This window comes from Cellulomonas sp. GTC20042, assembly GCF_055389595.1.
Map to the genome: position 1 here is coordinate 1330144 of NZ_AP043678.1, position 18816 is coordinate 1348959.

Consider the following 18816-nt stretch of genomic DNA (forward strand, 5'->3'; position numbering starts at 1 on the left):
ATGACCATCAGCCGCAACCCCGCACGGACGCCCCGCGCGCGTCGTGCCCTGGCCGCGCTCGCCGCCGGTGCGCTGCTCACCGGCGGCCTGGCCGCCTGCGGATCCGGAGACAGCGGCTCCGACGACCCCGGCGCCGCCGCCGAGGTGGGCGTCGAGGGCCTGGACGACGGCACCACCCTGACCATGTGGACCCGCGCACCGCTGGAGCGCCAGGCCACGATGCTGGTCGACGCCTACAACGAGACGCACCAGAACCAGGTGAAGCTGGAGATCATCCCGAACGACGACATGGAGGGGAAGGTCGGTGGCGCGGCCACCAACGGCGAGCTGCCCGACCTGCTCGCCGGTGACGTCGTGCGCCTGCCGTACTGGGTCGCGAACGGGCTGTTCACCGACCTCACCGACCGGATCGACGCGCTGCCCTACGCCGACGACATCGCCCGGGGGCACATCGACGCCGGCACCGACGCCGACGGGGCGAAGCACACGCTGCCCTTCGTCACCGACATCTCCGTGATGGCGTGGAACAAGGACCTCTACCGGCAGGCCGGTCTGGACCCGGAGGCGGGGCCGACCACCGTCGAGGAGTACGTGGAGCAGGCGGAGGCCGTGCAGGCGCTCGGGCAGGACGGCGTCTCCGGCACCTACCTGGCCGGCAACAGCGGCGGCGCCGCGGTGTTCACGCTGTTCCCGATGATCTGGGCCTCCGGCGAGGAGGTGCTGTCCGCCGACGGCACCGAGTCGCTGCTGGACGGCGACGCCGCCACGGAGGTGCTCGGCGCGTACCACCGGCTCGTCGAGGCCGGTGCGGTCGGTGCGGGCTCCAAGGAGGAGGACGGGTCCACCTGGACGGCGCCGTTCTCCAACGGGTCGGTCGGTGTGATGCAGTACCCGAACACCGCGGTCTTCGCGGCGGTGGAGGCCGGCATCGACGTCGGCGTCGGCCCGATCCCGGGCGTGGACGGCGGGGAGTCGACCTTCCTCGGCGGTGACGCCATGGGCATCTCCTCCACCAGTGAGCACGTGGACCAGGCGTGGAACTTCCTGTCCTGGCTGACCTCGGACGACACCCAGCTCGAGGTGATCGCGAAGGCCGGCGAGGTCCCCGCGCGGACTTCCCTGCTGGACAACGAGTACACCGCCGCCGACCCGCTGGCCCTGACGATGAACGCCGTGGTCGCCAGCGGTCGCACCCCGGTCGCGCCGTACTTCTCCGAGGCGTTCAACGCCGCCGGCAGCCCGTGGATCACCGCCCTGCGCAGCGCGGTCTTCGACGGCAGCGACACCCTGCCGGCCGACAACGAGGCGATCACCGAGGTGCTCGCGCAGTAGCGCGCACCCGCGAGGGTTCGCGGCGGGGGCGCTCCTCCGCCTCCGCCGCGACCCCGCACCCGCCGTGCCCGCACCCGCGCCCGCCACCCCGCACCACCCGCAGGAGCCCTCATGACAGCCCCCAGCACGGCGACCGCCGCTCGCCGCGTCGCCCCACCCCGACCCCCGCGCCCGCCCCGCGCCCCGCGCCCCCGTCCGGCGGGCGGCACCCGCCGTCCCTCCTGGCAGGGGTGGGCCTACGCCAGCCCGACCGCCGCCCTGGTGCTGGTGTTCTTCGTCATCCCGATCGGCCTGGTCTTCGTGATGTCCGGCTCCGACTGGATGCTGCTCGGCGGCCGCCAGGGCGTGAACCTGCCGGAGAACTACACGGCGGTGCTGGACCACCGGATGTTCTGGCCGGCGGTGCGGTTCACCCTCACGTACACGGTGATCGCGACGGTGCTGCTGATCGGCCTCGGGCTCGGCCTGGCCCTGCTGGTGCAGGAGAGCAGCCGCTGGCACTCCTTCCTGCGCACGGCGTTCCTGCTGCCGACCGCGCTCGGCCTGGCGTCGTCCTCGCTGCTGTTCTACGCGCTGTACTCCCCGCAGGTGGGGCCGATCAGCCCGCTGCTGGACCGGCTCGGGCTGACCGACGGGCTGGTGTCGATCCTCGGCAGCCCCGGCGGGGCGCTGTGGGGGACGGTGTTCCTGATCGTCTGGCGGTACACCGGCTTCTACATGCTGCTGCTCCTGGTGGGGCTGCAGGGGATCTCCGCCGACGTCTACGAGGCCGCGCGGCTGGACGGCGCCGGCACCTGGCAGTGCTTCCGCCGGATCACCCTGCCGCTGCTGCGGCCCTCGCTGGCCCTGACCACCGTCATGTGCGTCACCGGCTCACTGCTGGCCTTCGACCAGTTCTTCATCCTGACCAAGGGCGGCCCGGACGGATCGACCATGACGATCGTCCAGCTCGTCTACAACCTGGCCTTCGAGTCCAAGCGTGATCTCGGCATGGCGGCGGCGCTGTCCGTGATCGCCCTGCTCGCGCTGGTGGTCATCAACTTCTTCCAGCTGCGCGTGCTGCGCGGCGCCGACGACGAGTGAGGGCACCGGTGCACGCGATCTCCCGCGGTCTGACCCGCACGCCGTACTACGTCCTCACGGGCGGTCTGGCGATCATCTTCCTGTACCCGCTGATCTGGACCACGATCAGCTCGATCTCCCCGCAGCCGGGCTCCGCGCAGGTGGACGGCATGGGCTGGAACAACTACGCCACGCTGGCGCAGTACCAGGCCGGCATCGGCACCTACCTGACGAACTCCGTGGTGATCTCGGTGTGCGCGGTGGTGTTCACGGTGCTCGCCTCGACGCTCGGCGGCTACGCCTTCGCGCGGTTCACCTTCCCCGGCAAGAACCTGCTGTTCCTGGTGACGCTGGCGATCCTCATGGTCCCGTACGCCACGCTGCTGATCCCGCTGATGATCTGGCTCAAGGCGATCCACCTGAACAACACGCTGGTCGGCGTCGCGTTCGTGCTGGCGGTGTTCCAGCTGCCCTTCGCGACGTTCATGATGCGGATCTCCTTCGAGGCGGTCCCGCGCGAGATCGAGGAGGCGGCGCTGGTCGACGGCTGCGGCTCCTTCGGGGCGCTGCGCCGGATCCTGGTGCACGCGGTCAAGCCCGGGCTGATCACGGTCGGCCTGTTCGCCTTCCTCGCGGCGTGGAACGACTTCATGGTGCCGCTGTACCTGCTCGGCGGGGACAAGGCGCCGCTGCCGCTGGCCCTGGTGAACATGCGCCAGCAGGTGATGGGCGTCATCGACTACGGCGCCACCGAGGCCGGCGTGGTCGTGCTGACCCTGCCCTGCGTCGTGCTGTTCCTCGTGCTGCAACGCCACTACGTGCGCGGCTTCATGTCCGGCGCCCTGAAGGGATGACCCCCGTGACGACGACGACCGGCAGCCGCGCGCTGCCCGTGGCCCCCGCGACCGGCGCGCTGCGCCCGCTCACCCTGGACGAGGTCCGCCTGGACGGCGGGTTCTGGGGCGAACGGCAGCGGGTCAACGCCACCGCCACGATCGACCACTGCGACACCTGGGAGCAGCGGGTCGGCTGGATCGGCAACTTCGCGCGCGCCCTGGACGGCACCCTGGTCGGGCGCCGCGCCGGCCGCGAGTTCTCCGACTCCGACGTCTACAAGCTGATCGAGGCGATGGCGTGGGAGGTCGGCCGCACCGGCGACCCCCGGCTGGAGGCCCGGATCGGCGAGCTGACCGCGCTGATCGGCCAGGTGCAGGAGCCGGACGGGTACCTCAGCACCCGCTACGGCAGGCCCGGTCAGCCCGCGCGGTACAGCGACCTGGCCTGGGGGCACGAGCTGTACTGCTACGGCCACCTGATCCAGGCCGCCGTCGCGCGGCTGCGCACCGGGCACGACGACGACCTGGTCACGATCGCCCGCCGCGCCGCCGACCACGTCTGCGACACCTTCGGGCCGGACGGCATCGCGTCGGTCTGCGGGCACCCCGAGATCGAGGTCGCGCTCACGGAGCTCGCGCGGGCGACGGGGGAGCGGCGCTACCTCGACCAGGCCGCGCTGTTCCTCGCCCGGCGCGGCACCGGCACCCTGCCGGAGATCGAGTTCGGGCGCGCGTACTACCAGGACGACCAGCCGATCCGCGAGGCGACCGTGCTGCGCGGGCACGCCGTGCGGGCGCTCTACCTGGCCGCCGCCGCCGTGGACGTCGCGGTGGACACCGGGGACACCGACCTGCTCGACGCGGTCCGCCGTCAGTACGCCACCACGCTCGACCGGCGCACCTACCTGACCGGCGGCATGGGCTCGCACCACCAGGACGAGGCCTACGGGGAGGACTACGAGCTGCCCGCCGACCGCGCCTACTGCGAGACCTGCGCCGGCGTCGGCTCGATCATGGTCGCCTGGCGGCTGCTGCTCGCCACCGGCGACCCCGCGCACGCCGACACCATCGAGCGCACCCTGCTCAACGTCGTCGCGACCTCGCCCGCCGCCGACGGCCGGTCGTTCTTCTACACCAACCCGCTGCACCTGCGCCGGCCCGGCGCGGTCGCCGACGCCGACGCGGTCAGCCCCCGTGCCGCCGCCCAGCTGCGGGCGCCCTGGTTCGAGGTCTCCTGCTGCCCGACCAACGTCGCCCGCACCCTCGCGCAGCTTGCCTGCTACGTCGCCACCACGACGGACGACGGGGTGCAGATCCACCAGTACGCCGGCGGGACCGTGCGGGCCGTGCTCGGCGACGGGCGGACGATCGGGCTCGACGTGCGCACCCGCTACCCGGAGGACGGGGCGATCACGGTGACCGTCACGGACGCGCCCGGCGGCGAGTGGGAGATCGCGCTGCGGGTGCCCGCCTGGGCGCGCGGGCAGGCCCTGCTGGACGGGACGGCGGTGGACGCCGGGCTGTCGCAGGTGGTGGTGCGGCGGGCGTTCGCGGTGGGGGACGTGATCCGGCTCGACCTGCCGGTGGCCCCGCGGATCACGGCCGCCGACGGACGGATCGACGCGGTGCGCGGCACGATCGCGGTCGAGCGCGGGCCGGTGGTGCTCTGCGCCGAGTCGGTGGACCTGCCCGCGGGGGTCGGGGTGGACGACGTGCGGGTGCTCGCCGGGACGACGGCGGAGGACCTGGGCGCGGGCGGCGGGGCTGGTGGCGACGGCGTGCGGCCGGTGGCGGTGCTGCGCGGGCGGGTGGTCCGGCACCGGGCGGACGGGTGGCCGTACCGGGACGCGTCCGGCACGGGTGCGGGGGTCGGGCCGGAGGTGGCGATACCGCTGGTGCCGTACCACTCCTGGGCGGAGCGGGGACCGGCGACGATGCGGGTGTGGCTGCCGGTGGGGTAGCGCGCTCGCTGTGCCGGCTTGACTTCGAGCGCGCTCGCTCTGCCGACTTGACTTCGAGCGCGCTCGAAGGGGGATCGTCGGACCCGGTCGTCGTGCTGCGCGGCGACCGGATCCGACCCCCCAGGAGCACACCCATGCGTCTCGGTGCCCACCTCATGCGGTTCGACGCCGTCGAGCCCGCCCACCTGCGTCAGGACCTGGCCGACACCGCCGAGGCGGCGCAGGAGGCCGACCTGGCCTGGCTGTCCGTCATGGACCACTACTTCCAGATGGAGCCCGGCGGCTTCCCCGCCGAGGACCCGATGCTGGAGGCGTACACCACCCTCGGCTTCCTCGCCGCGCGCACCGAGACCGTGCAGCTCGGCGTGCTGGTCACCGGCGTCACCTACCGGTACCCCGGTCTGCTCGCCAAGATCGTCGCCACCCTGGACGTGCTGTCCGGCGGGCGCGCCACCTTCGGCATCGGCGCCGCCTGGTACGAGCGCGAGCACCTGGCCCTCGGCGTGCCGTACCCGCCACTGGCCGAGCGCTTCGAGCGGCTGGAGGAGACCCTGCAGATCGCCCAGCAGATGTTCGACCCTGCGCAGGAGGGCCCCTACACCGGCAAGCACTACCAGCTCGCCGAGACGCTGTGCCGTCCGCTGCCGCTGAGCCGTCCCGGTCGCGGGCCGGAGATCATGGTCGGCGGCTCCGGCGAGCGCAAGACGCTGCGCCTGGTCGCGCAGTACGGCGACGCCTGCAACCTGTTCGCCACCACCCCCGACGAGGTCGCGCACAAGCTCGACGTGCTGCGCGGGCACTGCGAGGACCTCGGCCGCGACCCCGCGGAGATCCGCACCACCCTGCTGATCGGGGGCGACGACCTGCTGCGCGGCGACGTCCCCGCGTTCGTCGACAGCCTGCGCCCCTACGCCGCCCTCGGTGTCGAGACCGCGATCCTGCGGCCGCCGACCACCCCGCTCGCCGCCTGGGTGCGGGACGCCGTCACCCCTGCCGTCGAGGCCGTGCGCGACCTCTGACCGGCGCTCGCGGGGCGGTGCGGCCGGTGACGTGACCCGGCCGTGCCGCCCCGCATCCGTCTGCCCGCGGGCGGATCCGCGCCGACCCGGTGCGCGCCGCCCCGCGACCTGGCACCGTGGGTCTCCTCGCCGCAGCACCGGGCAGCGTCGCCCGGCCCGCGGCCCGCCCCCGAAAGGTGCGCACCGTGACCCAGTACCTGCTCAGCATCGTCCAGCCCGACGGCCCGGTCCCGGAGCCCGCGGTGCTGGACCGGATCATGGCCGAGGTCGAGGCGGTGGACGCCCAGATGCGCGCCGCCGGGGTCTGGGTCTTCACCTGCGGGCTGGAGCTGCCCGCCGCCGCCACGGTGCTCCGGGTGACCGACGGCGACGTGCGGGTCACCGACGGCCCGGCGGTCCCCGGCGACGTGCACCTGGGCGGCTTCACGATCGTCGCCGTGGACGACCGCGACGCCGCGCTGGAGTGGGGCGCCCGGCTGGCCCGTGCCACCACGCTGCCGGTGGAGGTCCGCGCCATCGCGTGACGCGTTCGAAGTGCCGCGTCTAGTCGTGCTGGACTGGAACAGTCAATCGTGACTAGACTTTGTCGATGGAGCGAGCAGGCGACCCGCACGGTGGTCAAGGAGCTCCGGACCGCCGGGTTCGCGCCGCTGCGGACACGCGGCTCGCACACCCTGTGGAAGCACGCGACGGGCGTGGCGATACCGGTGCCCGACGGGCACCGGGTCATCAGCCCCGGGGTCTACCGCACCATCCGCGCCGCGATCGACGAGGCCGCGCGCATCGAGGAGGCAGCCCGACGATGACGAACGATCCGCGTGCCCGCAGCAAGAACCCGAGCCGTCCCGAGCATCCGCAGGAGTCCGTCGTGCCCGACAGCCCCGGTCTGATCCGTGCCGTCGCGAACGTCTCCCGCGACGGCAGGTGGTGGATGGTCGAGGTGCCCGGGTTCGGCCTGACCCAGGCGCGTCGTGTCGCCGAGGTCGCGGACATGGCTCGGGGCCTGGTCGCCGTCGTCCGTGACGTGCCCGAGGACCAGGTCGAGGTCGAGATCCGGTACGCACCGGTCGAGGACGTCGACGTCGAGGCGCGGCTCGAGGCCATCGACGACCTGCGGCGCCTGGCGGCCGACTACGACCAGCGGGCCCGGGAGCAGACCCAGGCGCTCGCGAGGGCGCTCGCCGAGCACCACGTCCCGCAGCGCGACATCGGCACCGTGCTCGGGGTGTCCGGGCAACGGGCCAACCAGCTGCTCTCGTCCTGATCCCGGGACCGGGCTACCCCTCCACGCCGCGCACGAACCCCCAGAACGCCGGCTTGGCCTGGAGGTCGTCGTCGAACAGCAGTGGCGCCTCGAACGGGCGGTCGCGCGGCCAGGTGCGCAGCCACGAGCGGGTGTCGTACAGCCCCCAGACGCTGACGAACGCGGGGTCGTGCGCGGCGAGCACCCGCAGCAGCGCCTCCACGTCGGCTCCCTGCTGCTCGACGCGGTCGGCGGGGGTGCTGTCGAGGTGCTCGTCCCGGCTGCTGATCGCCACGTCGAGCTCGGTGATCGCCTGGTCGACACCGAGGTCGCCGACCGCGTCCAGGGTCGCGTCGATCCGGTCGGTGGATGCGCCGAGGCGCAGGTGCATCTGGTGGCCCACGCCGTCGATCGGCACGCCCTCGTTCCGCAGCCCCTGCACCAGGGAGACCAGCGCGCGCCGGCGGTCCGGCTGCTCGGTCTCGTAGTCGTTGAGGTAGAGCGCGACGTCGGGGCCGAGCACGTCGCGGGCGATCCGGAACGCGTCGGCGACGTAGCCGGGGCCGAGCACCTGGTACCAGCGGCTGCGGCGCAGGCCGTCGTCCTGCGCGGGGTCGAGGGCCTCGTTCACCACGTCCCAGGAGCGGACCGGGTTCGCGTCGCCGTAGCGCTGCGCGAGGTGGTCGGCGATCGTCCGCACGTGCGTCTCCAGCCGGCCGAGCAGCAGAGCACGGTCCTCGTCGCTGCTGGTGAGCGGGGTGCCGTCCGGGCGCTGGAAGAACCAGTCGGGGGTGGACCGGTACCAGACCAGCGTGTGCCCGTGCACGGTGAGACCGCCGGCGACCGCGGCGTCGAGCACCTGGTCCATCGGCCCGAAGTCGAACTCGCCCTCGACGGGCTGCACGGTGATCGGCTTCATCGCGTTCTCGGGGGTGACCTGGTCGAAGTGCCGGGTGAGCAGCTCGGCGGGCCGGCCGGTGAGGTCCTGCGGGCCGACCGCGGTGCCCACCGGGAACGGGGCGACGTCGCGCAAGGCGGGCACGTCGGTCTGCACGGGCGGGCTGGGGCGGCTCACGGTCACGTCGTCGATCCTCAGGTCGGACAGGGCGCCGGTGGTCTCCACGTACAGCCGCCACGGCCCCGCGCCCTCGGGCACGTCCACGGTGCCGACCACCGGGGTCCACCCGTCGTCGCCCGCGCGCACCGGGTCGAGGTGCAGGTAGACCGGCTCGCCGTCGGGGTCGCGCTCCAGGGTGAGCTGCACGTCAGCCTCGCCCCCGCCGGTGCGCACCCAGGCGGTGACGGTGTGCGGGACGCCGGGCGAGACCACGCCGGACACGTCCACGGCGGCGCCGTGCCAGGCCTCGGTGCGCCCGGTGATCCGCAGGCTGCCCGCGCCGCTGTGCGTGACGTCCTCCACGCGGGCGACCTCCACCGCCTCGCCGAGGGGCTGCCAGCCGTCGTCGCCCTCGTCGAATCCGCTGCTCAGCACGGTGGTGAGGTCCGCGGTCAGGTCGGCGGCCGGGTCGGACGCGGACGCGCTGGGCGTGGGGGTCGGGGCGCCGTCGTCGGGCGCGTCCTCGCGGTTCGGGCGGAGCACCAGCAGGAGCACCAGCGCCGACAGCAGCAGCACGCCCAGCACGACGAGCAGCGGGGCGGCGGTCGGTCGGCGCACAGGCACGGGTCCTCACGGTCGGTCGATCGAGAGCGGTCGATCACGGGGGTGTCGGCGCGGCGCTGCGTCCCCACCGTAGGCACGATCGCCACGGTCTGTCATCGTGAACGTGACACGCAGCCGCCGAGCCCTCCCGTCCCCCCCAGGACGACGAGGTCGGTGGTTCGCGCACGACACGCCGTGGGGACACGCCGTGCGGGCTGCGGAACCACCGACCTCGTGGAGGGGCGGGGCGTGCGGGGTCCGGGAGGGGGAGCGGGTGCGGGGTTCAGGGGTGCGCGCAGGGTGCGTGCGCTGGTGGGTGCGCGTGCGCTCGGGGATGCGCTGATGAGTGCGCAGGGTGCGGGTGCGCTGGTGCTCGCGGGGCTGCTGCTCGCTGGGTGCACGGACGGAGACGGCTCGCCGCCCGTGACCTCGCCCGCTCCTGCCGCGAGCCCGACCGCCGACCCCACCCCCGTCGCCGTCGGCGACCTGCCCTGGACGGCGCACGACGGACCCGCGCCGGACGCGCTCGCACCGGAGGGCCCCATGTTCACCAGCACGATCGCCGCGATCACCCCGGACCTCGCTGCACGGATGGCACCGTCCTGGCGGGAGGGCTGCCCGGTGCCGCTGGCCGACCTGCGCTACGTGACGGTGACGCACCTCGACATGACCGGCGCGGTGGTGACCGGCGAGATCGTGGTGCACGCGGACGTCGCGGAGAGCGTGGTGGCGGTCTTCGGCGAGCTGTTCGCGCTGGGCTACCCGATCCGGTCGATGCGCCTGGTGGACGACTACGGCGGCAGCGACGACGCCTCGATGGCCGCCGACAACACCTCCGCGTTCAACTGCCGGCCGATCAGCCGCGGCACCGGCTGGTCCGAGCACGCCTACGGCCGGGCGATCGACCTCAACCCCCGCGAGAACCCCTACGTGCGCGGCTCCCTGGTGCTGCCGCCCGAGGGCATCCCGTACGCCTCCCGCCCCGACGAGCCCGGGGTGCTGCACGCCGACGACGCGGTGGTGCGCACCTTCGCCGCCCACGGCTGGCAGTGGGGCGGCGACTGGGCGAGCCCGATCGACTACCAGCACTTCTCCACCACCGGCCGCTGACCCGCGTACCCCCTGGCCAACCCCAACCTCGTCCCTCCAACCCCACGAGGTCGGTGGTTCGTGCACGACACGCCATGCCGACACGCCGCGCGGACCGCCGAACCACCGACCTCGTCGGAGAGAGGGGCCCGGACACGGGGGTGGGAAGGAGGGGCGGGGGAGCACGGGTGCGAGTGCAGGGGTACGGGTGGAGTGGGCGCGGGGGATCCCGGGTGCGGGAGGGGGCGCGCGTAGGACCTCCGGCCCCTGGAACTCGGGCGCGGACGGGCGCACGCTGGAGGGGCAGGCGCCGATCGGGGGAGGTGCGCCATGGACGACAGGGTGGTCGTCGGGTACGACGCGTCGCAGGAGTCGTCGACCGCGGTGCGGTGGGCGGCGGTGGCCGCGGAGCGGCTGGGCTGGGCGCTGGACGTGGTGCACGTCTGGGGCTTCGCCGGTCAGGAGGGTGGCGGAGCCGGGTCCTCGTGGCTGGGCATGCAGGTGCGCGCCGCCGTCGAGGAGGTCGCCGAGCAGGGGGCCGCGCTGGCCCGCGAGGCAGCGCCGACGGTGACCGCCCAGGCCTGCGTGGAGCACGGCTCGCCGGCCGGGGTGCTGGTGGACCGGGCCCGGCACGCGCGGCTCGTGGTGCTGGGTCGGCACGGCGCGGGCCGGTTCGCCGGGGCGCTGATCGGCTCGGTGACCTCGGGGGTGCTGCACCACGCGCCCTGCCCGGTGGTGGTGGTGCCGGAGGGTGCGGATGCGGGCGTGCCGGACGACACCGCCCCGGTGCTGGTGGGCTTCGACGGGTCGGCGGAGTCCTTCGGCGCGCTGGAGGCGGCGTGCGACCAGGCACGGCTGCGCGGCGCCCCGGTGACGGTGGTGACCGCGTGGACGGTCGGCACGGAGACGACCCGTCCGGCGTACTGGACGATGGCGTACCCGAGCCGGTCGCCGGGGGAGGTGGCCGTCGAGGAGGGCGAGCGCACGCTCGACCGGGCCCGCCAGTGGTTCGCGCCCCAGCACGACCTGACGGTCACCTACGACCTCGCGGAGGGGCGCGCGCAGGAGGTGCTGGTGCGGCGCTCGCGGCACGCGGGGCTGGTGGTCGTCGGAACGCGCGGGCGCGGCGGGTTCACCAGCCTGGTGCTGGGATCGGTGAGCCGGGCCGTGGTGCAGCGGGCGCACTGCCCCGTGCTGGTCACGCGGGCGCCGCGCGCGGTGCAGGAGGCGTGGCCGGCGCAGGCCAGGCCCGTCGCCGAGCAGGAGCAGATCGCGCAGCAGGAGCAGGTGCCGCAGCAGGCCGCGCTCTCGCGCTGACCCGCCGCACCCGCGCGCCGTGCCGGCCCTGCTCTCGCGCGCCGCACCGACCCTGCGGACCCGCTCCCGCGCGGTCAGATCTCCTTGATCACCCGCGCCGGGTTGCCGGCGACGACCACCCCGGCCGGCACGTCGCGCGTCACGACGGACCCCGCGCCGACCACGCTGTTCTCGCCGATGGTGACACCGGGCAGCACGACGACGCTGCCGCCGAACCACACGTTGTCGCCCACGACGATCGGGGCCACGCGCTCGTAGCCGGCCCGCCGGTCGTCCGGGTCGAGCGGGTGGTTCGGCGTGTAGAACCGGCAGGAGGGGCCGATCAGCACGTGCTCGCCGATGGTGACGCGCCCGCCGCCGAGCACCAGGAAGTCGGTGTTGATGAAGGTGCCGCGCCCGATCGAGACGTGGTGGCCGTACTCGACGACGAACGGGGGCCGGAAGTCGACGTCCTCGCCGACCTCGCCGACGATCTCCCGCAGCAGCGCGAGCCCGGCGTCGGGGTCGGTGCGGTAGATCTCGGTGAGCCGGCGGCACGCCTCCTGGTTGCGGGTGGTGATCTCCGCCAGCTCGGGGCTGATCCGGTAGCGGTACCAGTCGCCGGCGACCATCTTGTCGTACTCGGAGCGGTCGGGGTCGGGGGTGGGACGCACGTCTGCGGCGGTGGAGGTCGAGGTCACGGCCCCGACCCTACGCCCAGCCGTCAGCCCCGTGGCGGCGCCGTGCTCTCCCGCACCATCAGCCGGGTGGGCACGACGATCCGGTGGTCGGTCAGCTCGGCACCGTGCCGGATCTGCCGCAGCAGCAGGTCCATCAGCTGCCGCCCGATCAGGTGGAAGTCCTGCTGCACGGTGGTCAGCGGCGGCCAGAGGAAGTCGGCGAGCGGGATGTCGTCGAAGCCGACCACGGAGATGTCCTCGGGCACGCGGCGCCCGGCCTCGTACAGCGCGCGGATCAGCCCGGCGGCCATCTCGTCGTTGGCGCAGAACACGGCGGTGACCTCGGGGTCGGCGGCGATCCGGCGGCCCTGCTCGTAGCCGGAGCGGGCGGACCAGTCGCCGCGGATCGGCTCGTGCACCTCGCGCCCGGAGCCGACCAGGTGCTCGCGCCAGACCTCGATGCGCACCTCGGCGGGGGAGGAGTCGGCGGGGCCGGCGAGGTGGTGCACGGTGCGGTGGCCGAGGTCGAGCAGGTGCTGCACGGCCATGTGGGTGCCCGTGACCTGGTCGGCGCCGACGGCGGGGTGGTGGCCGACGAAGCGCGAGTCGGAGACGACGACGGGAACCCGTGGCGGCAGCACGAGGCTGGTGGGGGTGGCGGTCTCGGCGCGCACGATCACCAGGCCGTCGATCGACTGGTGCGACAGCCGGGCGACGGCGGCGGTGACGTCGTCCGAGGACGGGCTCTGCACGTCGACCAGGCTGACGGTGTAGCCCTCGGCGCGGGCGGCCTCGACCACGGCCTCGACGGTGCGGGACTCGCCGGTGCGGGCGAGGCGGTGGGCGATCATCCCGATCGTGCCGAAGGAGCCGTTGCGCAGCGCGCGGGCGGCGTGGTTGGGGGAGTAGCCGAGCTGGGCCATCGCGTCGAGCACGCGGCGGCGGGTGGCCGGCCGGACGTTCTCTGCGCCGGTGGACACGCGCGACACGGTCTGCGACGACACGCCGGCGAGCTGGGCGACGTCGGCGATCGACGGGTGGGAGCGTCCGCGTGCGACGGGCCCCGCGACATCGGGGGGCACGGCGTCGTCGGTCGTGTGCATGGCAGGGATGATAGCCGGATGGTGACGTCACCATCCGGGACGTGCGTGGTGCCTCGCGGCGCGAGCCGCACTCGAACGGCGTCCCCGTCGCCCGATCGGATCATCAGTCGCCGTTCCCGGTGATCATGCGGATGGTGACGTCATCATTTCGTGACCTGCCACTACCGACCACTCGGTTGACAGTCGATCGGCCGCCATGGCAGCGTGACTCCTCGCGACCGATGTTGACGTCAACATCCCGGCCGCACCGGAACCCCGAAGGAGTGGCTCGCAGTGACGCTGAGTACCCCCGCGGTGGCGGCCCCCGCCCCGCAACCCACGCGCCGACGCCGGTCGACCAACCGTGGCCGCTGGACCGGCTGGGGCTTCGTCGGCCCGTTCATGGGCATCTTCACGCTCGTGTTCCTGGCGCCGATCGCCTACTCGATCTACCTCAGCCTGTTCCGCAAGCAGCTCGTCGGCGGCACGTCCTTCGTCGGCTTCGACAACTACCAGCGCGCGTTCACCGACCCGCAGTTCTGGTCGGCGACCGGCCGGGTGTCGCTGTTCCTCGCCGTGCAGGTGCCGATCATGCTCGGGATCGCGCTGCTGGTGGCCCTGGCCCTGGACAGCGGCCGGCTGTACGGCAAGAGCTTCTTCCGGATCTCGATCTTCCTGCCCTACGCGGTGCCCGCCGTGGTCGCCTCGCTGATGTGGGGCTTCATGTACGGCACGCGCTTCGGCCTGGTCGGCAACATCAACGACGCGCTCGGGATCACGCTGCCGAACCCGCTCTCGCCGGATCTGGTGCTCGCCTCGATCGGCAACATCGTGACCTGGGAGTTCGTCGGCTACAACATGCTGATCTTCTACTCGGCGCTCCGCACGATCCCGACCTCGCTGTACGAGGCGGCGGAGATCGACGGCGCCGGCCAGTGGCGGATCATCCGGGCGATCAAGCTGCCGGCGATCCGCGGCGCGCTCGTGATCGCGACGATCTTCTCGATCATCGGCTCCTTCCAGCTGTTCAACGAGCCGAGCATCCTGCAGAGCCTCGCGCCGAACGCGATCACCACCTACTTCACGCCCAACCTGTACGCCTACTCGCTGTCGTTCTCCGGCCAGCAGTACAACTACTCGGCGACCGTCGCGATCATCATGGGCCTGATCACCATGGCCATCGCCTACGTCGTCCAGCTGCGCGGCATGCGCAAGGAGGCCTGACGCGATGACGACGACGACCCCCACCACGGCCCCCGCGGTCGCTCGCCCGGTGCGCGGCCCGCGCCTGCGCACCACGCGCCGGCACAACCCGGACAAGCCGCGCCGCAGCGTCCTGATGACCGTGCTGACCGGCATCGTGCTGGTCTACAGCCTGGTCCCGCTGCTGTGGCTGTTCATCAACGCGAGCAAGACGCAGTCCGACCTGTTCGACAGCTTCGGGCTGTGGTTCAGCGGCGACTTCGCGCTGTTCCGGAACATCGGCGACACGCTCGCCTACGACGACGGCATCTTCGTGCGGTGGCTCGGCAACACGCTGCTGTACGTGGTGGTCGGCGCCGGCGGGGCCACCCTGCTCGCGGTGCTCGGCGGCTACGGCCTGGCGAAGTTCAGCTTCCCCGGCAAGAAGGGCGTCTTCGCGATCGTCATCGGCGCGGTGGCGGTGCCCGGCACGGCCCTCGCGGTCCCGACGTTCCTCATGTTCAGCAAGATGGGTCTGACCAACACCCCGTGGTCGGTGATCATCCCGTCGCTGATCTCGCCCTTCGGCCTCTACCTGATGTGGACGTTCGCCGCCGAGGCGATCCCGACCGAGCTGCTCGAGGCGGCGCGGATGGACGGGGCGAGCGAGGCGCGCACCTTCGGGCAGATCTGCCTGCCGCTGCTGGCCCCCGGCATCGTCACGGTGCTGCTGTTCACGATGGTCGCGACCTGGAACAACTACTTCCTGCCGCTGATCATGCTGAAGAACCCCGACTGGTACCCGTTGCCGCTCGGCCTCAACGCGTGGAACGCGCAGGCCGCCACCGCCGGCGGCGAGGCGATCTTCAACCTGGTGATCACCGGCGCGCTGCTGACGATCATCCCGCTGATCATCGCGTTCCTGCTGCTCCAGCGGTACTGGCAGTCCGGTCTGGCGGCCGGCTCCGTCAAGGAGTGATCGACCGATCCACCGACGTCGGCACCCGCCGGCGCCGTCCCGATGTGCCTGTTTTCTGACGACGAAGTGAGAGGACCCCTCATGACCACCCCCACCCGCCGCACGCTGTGGCGCGGCGTCGCGCTCGCCGGTGTGCTGGCCCTCGGCCTGACCGCCTGCTCCTCGAGCGACTCCGGCTCCGGCTCCGACGACGCGTCCGGCTCCTCCGACGGCGGCTCGCTGACCGTCTGGGCCTGGGACAACACCGTGGAGCCCATCGCCGAGGCGTACATGGACGAGCACCCGGACGTCACCATCGACGTGGTGAACGCCGGCACCAACAACGACCAGTACACCGCCCTGCAGAACGCGGTGGCCGCGGGCTCCGGCATCCCGGACCTGGCGCAGATCGAGTACTACGCGGTGCCGCAGTTCGCCATCGGCGAGGCGCTGGCCGACATCTCCGACCTGGGCGCGAGCGACCTGGACGGCACCTACAGCCCCGGACCGTGGTCCGCGGTGCACCAGGGCGACGGCATCTACGGCCTGCCGATGGACTCCGGCCCGATGGCGCTGTTCTACAACACCTCGGTGTTCGAGAAGTACGGCGTGACCGTGCCGACCACCTGGGACGAGTACCTGACCGCCGCGCGCGCCCTGCACGCCGCGGACCCGAACGTCTACATCACCAACGACACCGGTGACGCGGGCTTCACCACCTCGATGATCTGGCAGGCCGGCGGCCAGCCGTACACCGTCGACGGCACCGACGTGCAGATCGACTTCTCCGACGCGGGCTCGCAGAAGTTCGCCGACCTGTGGCAGCAGCTGCTGGACGAGGACCTGCTCGCCCCGACGTCGTCCTGGAGCGACGAGTGGTACCAGGGCCTCGGCAACGGCACGATCGCCACGCTGACCATCGGCGCCTGGATGCCGGGCAACCTGGAGGCCTCCGTGGCCGCCTCGGCCGGTCAGTGGCGCGTCGCGCAGATGCCGCAGTGGGAGGCCGGCGCGTCCGACACCTCCGAGAACGGCGGCTCGGCCATGTCGATCACCGAGGCCAGCCCCAACAAGGAGCTCGCCTACGACTTCCTGACCTACCTGTCGAACGGCGCGGGCACCAAGATCCGCATCGACGCCGGTGGCTTCCCCGCCACGACGGCCGACCTGGAGTCCGACGAGTTCAAGAACAAGACCTCGGACTACTTCGGCGGCCAGAAGATCAACGAGGTGCTCTCGCAGGCCGCGGCCGACGTGGTGACCGGCTGGCAGTACCTGCCGTTCCAGGTCTACGCGAACAGCATCTTCAACGACACGGTCGGCCAGGCGTACGTCTCCGGCACGACCCTGAGCGAGGGCCTGACCGACTGGCAGGACGCCTCGATCGCCTACGGCAACGAGCAGGGCTTCACCACCAAGTGACGCGCTGACCGGTGGTCCCGGCGGCGGGGGAGCGATCCTCCGCCGCCGGCCCGCCACGGACCCGGTCCTGACCGGGCCGAGCACCACCCGATCCACCCCTGATCCGCCCCGCCCGCGGGGCACGAGGAGCGAGCACCCGCCATGCCGACGTTCGAGATCGGTGACCGCGACTTCCTGCTGGACGGACGTCCGCACCAGGTGATCTCCGGCGCCCTGCACTACTTCCGCGTGCACCCCGAGCAGTGGGCGGACCGGATCCGCAAGGCCCGGCTGATGGGGCTCAACACCATCGAGACCTACGTGGCGTGGAACTTCCACTCCCCGGAGCCCGGCCGGTTCGACACCGACGGGCAGCGCGACCTGGGCCGGTTCCTCGACCTGGTCGCCGCCGAGGGCATGCACGCGATCGTGCGCCCCGGCCCCTTCATCTGCGCCGAGTGGGACGGCGGCGGCCTGCCCGGCTGGCTGTTCGCGGACCCCGAGGTCGGCGTGCGGCGGCACGAGCCCCGCTACCTCGCCGCGATCGGCGCGTACTACGACGCCCTGCTGCCGATCGTCGCCGCGCGGCAGATCACCCGCGGCGGCCCGGTGATCGCCGTGCAGGTCGAGAACGAGTACGGCGCCTACGGCGACGACCACGAGTACCTGCGCGCCCTGATCGACCTGACCCGCGCCGGCGGCATCGACGTGCCGCTGCTGAGCTGCGACCAGGCCGACGACGAGATGCAGACCCGCGGCTCCGTGCCCGAGCTGCACCGCACCATCACCTTCGGCTCCCGCGCCACCGAGCGCCTGGCCCTGCTGCGCCGCCACCAGCCCACCGGCCCGCTGATGTGCATGGAGTTCTGGAACGGCTGGTTCGACTCCTGGGGCCTGCACCACCACGTCGCCCCGCCGGAGGCCAACGCGCAGGACCTGGACGACCTGCTGGCCCAGGGCGCCTCGGTGAACCTCTACATGTTCCACGGCGGCACCAACGTCGGCTTCACCAACGGCGCCAACGACAAGGGCACCTACCTGCCGATCACCACCTCCTACGACTACGACGCCCCGCTGTCCGAGCACGGCGCGCCGACCGCGAAGTACCACGCCATGCGCGAGGTGATCGCCCGCTACGCCCCGGTGCCGGAGGAGGTGCCCGCCGACGCGCCGCCCGCCCCCGTGCTGGACGCGACCCTGGACCGCGCGCTGCCGCTGGTGGAGGCGCTGCCGCTGCTCGGCGCCGCGCGCACCTGGGACCACCTGCCGACGATGGACGAGCTGGGCCAGTGGCACGGCTTCACCGCCTACCGCACCGCGATCACCGCCGAGGACCGCGCGCTGACCTTCGGTGAGGTGCGCGACCGCGCCGTCGTGCTGCTGGACGGCGAGCCGGTCGGCGTGCTGAGCCGCACCGAGCACACCGCCACCATCCCGCTGCCGGCCCGCGCCGGCGAGCTCACCGTGCTGGTCGAGGACCAGGGCCGGGTCAACTACGGCCCGCGGATCGGTGAGCCCAAGGGGCTGATCGGCGGCGCCCGCACCGCCGTGCGCGACCTCACCGCCTGGCAGACGGTCTCTCTGGACCTGGACACCTGGGACGGGGCCGCCGCCGACGCGCTGGCCGCCGCGCCGACGATCGCCGCCGACGCCCCGGTCGCGGGCCCGGTGCTCGTCCGTGGCACCTTCGACACCGTCGCGGGCGCCGACCACTTCCTGCGCACCGACGGCTGGAGCAAGGGCGTGGTCTGGGTGAACGGCTACCTGCTCGGCCGCTACTGGAGCGCCGCGCCCACCGGCACGATGTACGTGCCCGGCCCGGTGCTGCGCGCCGAGGGCAACGAGATCGTGGTGCTGGAGCTGCACGGCGCCGCCGCCCCGCGGGTGTCGTTCGTCGCCGAGCCCGACCTGGGGTCGAGCGAGGTCTGAGACCGTTCCCGGCGAGCGCTCAGAAGGTCCCTAGACCGGTCGATCAGAGTGTCAGCCGCCCGACCCGGGCCGACGGACCGGGTCGG

Annotated in this window: 17 protein-coding genes; 14 read left to right on the forward strand and 3 right to left on the reverse strand. The window is 72.9% G+C overall.

The features are described 5' to 3' along the window. From ACZ5HG_RS06165 to ACZ5HG_RS06200, 8 genes are all read left to right on the forward strand, one after another. On the forward strand, nucleotides 1–1332 hold the full coding sequence (locus tag ACZ5HG_RS06165) for an ABC transporter substrate-binding protein (protein ID WP_464181088.1): 1332 nt from the start codon (nucleotides 1–3) through the stop codon (nucleotides 1330–1332). Nucleotides 1333–1443: 111 nt separating this feature from the next. Then, nucleotides 1444–2415: a carbohydrate ABC transporter permease gene (locus ACZ5HG_RS06170; protein ID WP_464181090.1), complete on the forward strand. Its 972-nt coding sequence runs from the start codon at nucleotides 1444–1446 to the stop codon at nucleotides 2413–2415. Between the two features lie 8 nt (nucleotides 2416–2423). Beyond that, on the forward strand, nucleotides 2424–3248 hold the full coding sequence (locus ACZ5HG_RS06175) for a carbohydrate ABC transporter permease (protein ID WP_464181092.1): 825 nt from the start codon (nucleotides 2424–2426) through the stop codon (nucleotides 3246–3248). Further along, complete coding sequence (locus ACZ5HG_RS06180) at nucleotides 3245–5191, forward strand: glycoside hydrolase family 127 protein (RefSeq protein ID WP_464181094.1); 1947 nt, start codon at nucleotides 3245–3247, stop codon at nucleotides 5189–5191. The genes ACZ5HG_RS06175 and ACZ5HG_RS06180 overlap by 4 nt, the downstream gene beginning before the upstream one ends. 134 nt (nucleotides 5192–5325) lie before the next feature. After that, nucleotides 5326–6210 carry an LLM class F420-dependent oxidoreductase gene (locus ACZ5HG_RS06185; RefSeq protein WP_464181095.1) on the forward strand — a complete coding sequence of 295 codons (885 nt, stop codon included), beginning with the start codon at nucleotides 5326–5328 and terminating at the stop codon, nucleotides 6208–6210. Between the two features lie 185 nt (nucleotides 6211–6395). Then, complete coding sequence (locus ACZ5HG_RS06190) at nucleotides 6396–6734, forward strand: YciI family protein (RefSeq protein ID WP_464181096.1); 339 nt, start codon at nucleotides 6396–6398, stop codon at nucleotides 6732–6734. A gap of 90 nt (nucleotides 6735–6824) precedes the next feature. Continuing rightward, entirely contained in the window at nucleotides 6825–7016 is a 192-nt protein-coding gene (locus ACZ5HG_RS06195; RefSeq protein ID WP_464181099.1) for a type II toxin-antitoxin system HicA family toxin, read from the forward strand. Next, nucleotides 7013–7474: a hypothetical protein gene (locus ACZ5HG_RS06200; RefSeq protein WP_464181100.1), complete on the forward strand. Its 462-nt coding sequence runs from the start codon at nucleotides 7013–7015 to the stop codon at nucleotides 7472–7474. Before ACZ5HG_RS06195 ends, ACZ5HG_RS06200 begins: the two co-directional genes overlap by 4 nt. A gap of 13 nt (nucleotides 7475–7487) precedes the next feature. Here the strand turns inward: ACZ5HG_RS06200 and ACZ5HG_RS06205 are convergent, their stop codons facing one another. Next, nucleotides 7488–9128, reverse strand: a complete 1641-nt coding sequence (locus ACZ5HG_RS06205) for an endo-1,4-beta-xylanase (protein WP_464181101.1) — start codon at nucleotides 9126–9128, stop codon at nucleotides 7488–7490. Between the two features lie 327 nt (nucleotides 9129–9455). Between ACZ5HG_RS06205 and ACZ5HG_RS06210 the strand changes: the two genes are divergently transcribed. Both ACZ5HG_RS06210 and ACZ5HG_RS06215 read left to right on the forward strand, forming a co-directional pair. Next, nucleotides 9456–10223, forward strand: coding sequence for a M15 family metallopeptidase (locus ACZ5HG_RS06210; RefSeq protein WP_464181102.1), 768 nt, complete (start codon nucleotides 9456–9458; stop codon nucleotides 10221–10223). Nucleotides 10224–10532: 309 nt separating this feature from the next. Next, complete coding sequence (locus ACZ5HG_RS06215; RefSeq protein WP_464181104.1) at nucleotides 10533–11519, forward strand: universal stress protein; 987 nt, start codon at nucleotides 10533–10535, stop codon at nucleotides 11517–11519. 74 nt (nucleotides 11520–11593) lie between these two features. Here the strand turns inward: ACZ5HG_RS06215 and ACZ5HG_RS06220 are convergent, their stop codons facing one another. Continuing rightward, nucleotides 11594–12199: a sugar O-acetyltransferase gene (locus tag ACZ5HG_RS06220; RefSeq protein WP_464181105.1), complete on the reverse strand. Its 606-nt coding sequence runs from the start codon at nucleotides 12197–12199 to the stop codon at nucleotides 11594–11596. Between the two features lie 23 nt (nucleotides 12200–12222). Beyond that, a complete protein-coding gene (locus ACZ5HG_RS06225) occupies nucleotides 12223–13281 on the reverse strand; it encodes a LacI family DNA-binding transcriptional regulator (protein WP_464181106.1) in 1059 nt (352 codons plus the stop codon). Between the two features lie 381 nt (nucleotides 13282–13662). On the opposite strand from ACZ5HG_RS06225, the gene ACZ5HG_RS06230 reads away from it, so the two are divergent. The 4 genes from ACZ5HG_RS06230 (at nucleotide 13663) to ACZ5HG_RS06245 (ending at nucleotide 18730) form a co-directional block, all read left to right on the forward strand. After that, nucleotides 13663–14484 carry a carbohydrate ABC transporter permease gene (locus ACZ5HG_RS06230; protein ID WP_464182114.1) on the forward strand — a complete coding sequence of 274 codons (822 nt, stop codon included), beginning with the start codon at nucleotides 13663–13665 and terminating at the stop codon, nucleotides 14482–14484. Nucleotides 14485–14488: 4 nt separating this feature from the next. Further along, a complete protein-coding gene (locus tag ACZ5HG_RS06235; RefSeq protein ID WP_464181109.1) occupies nucleotides 14489–15421 on the forward strand; it encodes a carbohydrate ABC transporter permease in 933 nt (310 codons plus the stop codon). Between the two features lie 81 nt (nucleotides 15422–15502). Continuing rightward, complete coding sequence (locus ACZ5HG_RS06240; RefSeq protein WP_464181111.1) at nucleotides 15503–16822, forward strand: ABC transporter substrate-binding protein; 1320 nt, start codon at nucleotides 15503–15505, stop codon at nucleotides 16820–16822. A 141-nt stretch (nucleotides 16823–16963) separates the two neighbouring features. After that, entirely contained in the window at nucleotides 16964–18730 is a 1767-nt protein-coding gene (locus tag ACZ5HG_RS06245) for a glycoside hydrolase family 35 protein (RefSeq protein ID WP_464181112.1), read from the forward strand. Nucleotides 18731–18816 lie beyond the last annotated feature (86 nt).